This is a genomic window from Candidatus Bathyarchaeota archaeon (assembly GCA_030739585.1).
In the GTDB taxonomy this organism is placed as follows: domain Archaea; phylum Thermoproteota; class Bathyarchaeia; order TCS64; family TCS64.
The window spans coordinates 1-4,871 of sequence record JASLYX010000011.1 but is presented as its reverse complement, the minus strand read 5'-3'; the positions used below and the strand labels follow the sequence as shown (position 1 = coordinate 4,871).

Genomic DNA, 4,871 nt, shown 5'->3' with positions numbered 1-4,871 from the left:
GGAACCATCTGGCCCGTACCAGACCGTCCTTTCATCGCCATCGCGACCAACCAGCTCGTATTTTTTGTATTCTTCTGCCTTCAACGTACGGCCACAGACTTCGATGGTGGGTTGAATTCCATTTTCTTGTTTGCCTTCACTGTGCTTCTATGATTCATGATAGTTCACGCATGCTCGTAGTACCATCTCTCTCCGATATCCCAGAAAAGATGTCTTTTGTCATCTCCACCTGAATTCTTTTCCAGTTTGATCATTTCAGGAGAGGTTTCAACTCACGTATACCGAGTGGGAATCAATAAAAAGTCTAAAGGGCAGTAAAGCCCTCTACAGTCTGCGCGTCTAGTCTCTTGATGAGCTCGATTGTGAGACGGATTGCGTTTTCAGTGTCTTTGAGGCTCAGATATCCCACGTGGCTATGAATGTGTCTTGTGGGTATACTGATCACAACGCTGGGACAACCTCCCCGGTTCAAGTGGATCCGTCCCGCATCCGTTCCTCCTGAGACCTGGCTTAGTTGTAGAGGTATTTGTGCGTGCTTCGCGGTCTGGATCACGAGCTCCTTGAAGGGCTGATTAGGGATCATGGATCTGTCCCAGGTGAGCAACCCGGGGCCCTGCCCCATCTTAGTAATAGCCTCGTATGGCTTGATCCCAGGAACGTCCCCAGCGATGTCCACCTCCAACGCAATTCCCACATCAGGGTTCACTAGATGGGAAGTGGTTTGGGCTCCGCGTAGCCCCACTTCCTCTTGAACTGTACAGGCCCCATAGATGGTGTTTGGATGCTCGATATCCTGCTCCTTTATGCGTCGTATAGTCTCCATCAGGATAAACGCACCTATTCTATCATCGAAGGCCTTTCCCATCGCCACCTTTCCGTCTCTAACCAGCTTAAAAGGGCTCCAAGGCACGGCGGGATCCCCAATTCTCACACCGGCCTCAACAACCTCCTCTTTGCTAGTGGCCCCTATATCAATGAACATCTGATGCCTCTCCACCACTTTGCTTCTCTCCGCAGCAGGGAGGATATGCGGAGGCTTAGACGCGATCACCCCATCCAAATCCCCTTTCTGGCCACGGATAACAACCCTCTGCCCCAAGAGCACCTGGCTCCACCATCCCCCTAGGGCGTTAAATGTGAGGAAACCCTCCTTTGAAACTGAGGAAACCATGAATCCAATCTCATCCGTATGCCCCGCCAAAAGCAGCCTTGGCCTATCCTCCGTCCCCCTAGAGACAAATGTGACAGACCCCAGCCTATCCACAAACACATCGTCAGCGTAAGGCGCCATGTAATTTTTACAGATCGTATTGGCTTCCCTCTCGAATCCCGATGGCCCAAAGGCCTCCATGAGCTCTTTCATGAGCGTCAAGGACTTTTCATTGAACATAATAAACAACGAAAAGTAGAACCAGCACAAATTAATGATTATCGATTCCCTATTTGAGGATCTTCCGGGCCGAGGTAATGTATCCTGAGTGGCCCAGCATCTGAGTCTGGGGGCGCGTCTTATTCTCAGCCACGGTTATCTTCCTCAGCATGAGCTCGATGGTCTTGATCTCTACGAAAGGCATCTCTTTGAGCGCATATGTCGTTTTCATCACCTGCTCGATGGTAGGGCTGAAGGAAACGAAAACCCCGCTACCAGCTAGTGCCTCGTATGCATGGGGCACCACAAGCCAAGGAACCGCCATGTCAAGAACTACAGCATCCACGTTAGCAACTTCGATGCCTTGAGTCACGTCCCCTTCTCTTAATTCCACGAAATCCATGAGTTTAGCCCTCTCTATGTTCCTGGCGGCAACCCTTTGGAATTTTGGGTTAATTTCATAGGAATAGATTATGCCGTCAGGTCTTACGGCGTCAACAAGGGATAGGGTGAGGGCCCCGCTCCCGGTTCCTGCTTCGACTACTCTACAACCTGAGCCCACTCCGAGCAGGATCATAATGTATCCGATGTCTTTAGGGTAGAGGACTTGGGTCCTGCGGTCGGTCTTGAGGATCCTGTCCCTGATCAATGGCTTGAGGGCTATGAACCTGATCCCGAGGCTGCTCACCAGAGGGGAGCCATAGGGTCGGCCTATAATCTCGTCCAGCTCAACGTAGCCCTTATGTGTGTGGAACTGGGCTCCGGCCTCTACACGAATCATATAGGTGCGTTTTCCATCGAGGTAGAGAAGGATGTCGTCGCCTTCGCCTATGTTAGTCATCCCATGCCTAGAGGGGTCTCCTTGGATAAAGTCTTCCATCGAGGTTATACCTCAAAAGGGGAGAGCGATGTAATTTTTTTTAAACTTTCAACTCCCAATTTGCCACGAATAAGTGGATTTTCCACACCCTATCTGAAATTCGTGAATGCCAGAAAACTCAGAAAAGGGAAGAGGTTACTTTTTGGGCTATTTCTTCTGATGCTTGAGCTCTTCTACCTTCTGGTTGAACTCCTCTATGCGTTTATTGATCTCTACGGTGAACTCTGGGAAGTCATACTCCTCTGCGATGAAATCTCCCTCCCACCACTCCACGGTCAGGCAGTCTTCCTCGGGAAGGAATATATGGGGCACGCCGGCGGGAACATCAAGGATCTCCCCCTCCACGAGGACGTGATCTAGGTTTTCACCATTCACCTTGAAGACGTACCTTCCCATACCTTTCATCAGTAATGTGTGCTGGTCTACGGGGTGGATGTGGTTCCCCCTAAAAAGGCCTCCCCTCGTGTAAAGGATGGAATAGAACTTGCCTTCATATGTGAATTTGTGGCCTTCTCCCACTGCGGTTGGCTCTCCTCCTCCCCATCTTTGAAGGTCAAGTATGAAGTCTAGGGTCATGTTATTCACTGTGGATAGACCAGATAGGAAGGATAAGACCTTTGGGAAGGGCTATGCTATGCGTTCAAGAAAGCGCCTTAGGTGTCTCTCGAACTCTATTGGATTATCTTGAGGTACCATATGGGTTGCCTCCTTTACTGTGACGATCTCAATACCTGAGATGACTTCCCGCATCCTTTCTTGGGCAGCCAGGGTCACAACGGCGCTCTTGCCTCCTAGAACCATAAGAGTCGCTGTCTCGATCCTCTTTGCGAAGGGCCAGAGATCAAGGGATAGGCTGGGCCGCATAATGTTTGGGGTCGACTTCAGCGTCAGCTTACCTTCATTATCCTCTTTGAGGCCATGCTTAATCCGGTTCTCCACAGCGTCCTCTGTAAAACCAGAGTACTTCTCCTTGAAGTAGTCCCTAGCCTGCTCCTTACTTTCGAAAAGTTTAGGGGGCGGGGCCGACGAGTATTTTCTCTTCTCAATCCGGGGTGCGATATCAACCAACACTAGGCCTTTGAGTTCGTTGGGATGCTCCGCTGCGAGGGTTATTCCCATCATCCCCCCAACGCTATGTCCTATCAGGATTATCGGCTCGAAGGCCAGCTGCCTATAGCAGTCTCTCATGATCTCGGCGTGGTCAGGAAGAGTGAGAGATGGTTTAGGAATATCCGAGTCCCCGTGATCTAAGATGGTTAATCCCAGCATCTGGTACTCTCCATTGAGGGCATTATATATGGCCTCGAAACCATGGGCATCCATTCCCATGCTGTGGATAAAGACGAGCTTGGGGCCGGTGCCACCCCAGAGGAGGTAGTGGACTCTGTATCCTCCGCTTTTGAGGAATCCTTCCTTAGGCTCAGACATCGTGATCAAGGATGTAGTCTGTCTTTCGGGCTTAAATTATAACCTCCACTTCCAATGCTTTTTTCTCACACACTGCTGAGAGACAATAAATATGGGGGCGTGCGCCAAAAACAAATGAAACTTTGAAACAGGTATTTATAAAATCATGTTCAATGTCTAAGAAGAGTACAACACAATTGTAAGACAGACGAGTTATTTTTGGCGGTGCATGGAAAAAAATCCTGTCGTGCGCGCGATCAGGATATTTAACTCTTAGATCTCATTTTTTTTACGCGCGCGAAATTATTTATATTTAAATATTTTAACCAATATTAACGAGCTAATTGACTCGATTCAGGAATTTAGCCACAATTTGCTTTCTAATAATATTGTCGTTTTTCTTTGCATTTCTAGTACCCTCTGTCTTGTCATCCCATGGAGATCCCTCTCAAAAAATATATTTAGGTAGAAGAGTCCCCCTAACGCGTCAGGATCTCTGGAGCTATACCTTTTCTCCTGGGAGTCGTGTGGACGCCTCTCTTGATGTGGCTAACGAGGTCATCTTCACAGGGTCCGAGAACGCTAAGGTTTACGCGTTTAGCACACCCCAAAGCAACACATCGCATTTGACAACGGGAGAATGGACCGTTTTTCTTCTTGTGGATGTGGGTGAATCCTCTGCTTTGGATGCGTCATTCGGCATGAAAACTGATGCCACCAACGGGTTTGATGAAAATCTAGGAGAACTAGTGCTCCCACCTGGATTCGCAGGAGTTGAATCATACTTCTACCACCCCGACAACCCTTCCAGCCCAGTTAATCTCCGAAAACTGTACGCGAGTTACCTGCCGGAAGAGTACCCGGCGAATTGGACATTAAAAGTGCATCTGTTCACCTCAGTCTTTTCTCCCAATGTCAACGGCAGTGTTGTAATGGAATGGAATACCACTGATGTCGATACGATTTCAAGTAACTACACAGTAACCCTTGTTGCGCCGGATGCCACTGAGATTGATATGCGTTCATATGGAGCCTATAGTTTCTCAGCCGATGAGGATTCTTACTACACCTTTGTTATCGTCGTTGACGAGACGGCCGGACACTAAAACTCTACTTTTTTCCTTTTCTAATTCTAGGGTCAAGATCTCTGGATAATTGACCCGTATATTTTTGTTTTTAATCAAATTTCTTTCCATGCAAGTAGAATGAAACTCA

General features: G+C 48.5%; 5 protein-coding genes. 1 reads left to right on the top strand and 4 read right to left on the bottom strand.

Annotated features, from left to right (window positions below; genetic code table 11):
• Positions 1 to 304: 304 nt before the first annotated feature.
• The 4 genes from QGG23_07470 to QGG23_07455 all read right to left on the bottom strand — a co-directional run bounded on the left by QGG23_07470 (position 305) and on the right by QGG23_07455 (position 3,677).
• Positions 305 to 1,390: a M42 family metallopeptidase gene (locus QGG23_07470; GenBank protein MDP6049262.1), complete on the bottom strand. Its 1,086-nt coding sequence runs from the start codon at positions 1,388 to 1,390 to the stop codon at positions 305 to 307.
• A gap of 49 nt (positions 1,391 to 1,439) precedes the next feature.
• On the bottom strand, positions 1,440 to 2,249 hold the full coding sequence (locus tag QGG23_07465) for a tRNA (adenine-N1)-methyltransferase (GenBank protein MDP6049261.1): 810 nt from the start codon (positions 2,247 to 2,249) through the stop codon (positions 1,440 to 1,442).
• Positions 2,250 to 2,396: 147 nt separating this feature from the next.
• Positions 2,397 to 2,825 (bottom strand): hypothetical protein, encoded by a 429-nt coding sequence (locus QGG23_07460; GenBank protein ID MDP6049260.1) that lies wholly within the window; start codon positions 2,823 to 2,825, stop codon positions 2,397 to 2,399.
• A 51-nt stretch (positions 2,826 to 2,876) separates the two neighbouring features.
• Complete coding sequence (locus QGG23_07455; GenBank protein MDP6049259.1) at positions 2,877 to 3,677, bottom strand: alpha/beta hydrolase; 801 nt, start codon at positions 3,675 to 3,677, stop codon at positions 2,877 to 2,879.
• Between the two features lie 404 nt (positions 3,678 to 4,081).
• On the opposite strand from QGG23_07455, the gene QGG23_07450 reads away from it, so the two are divergent.
• Positions 4,082 to 4,762: a hypothetical protein gene (locus QGG23_07450; GenBank protein ID MDP6049258.1), complete on the top strand. Its 681-nt coding sequence runs from the start codon at positions 4,082 to 4,084 to the stop codon at positions 4,760 to 4,762.
• The last annotated feature ends 109 nt before the right edge of the window (positions 4,763 to 4,871 follow it).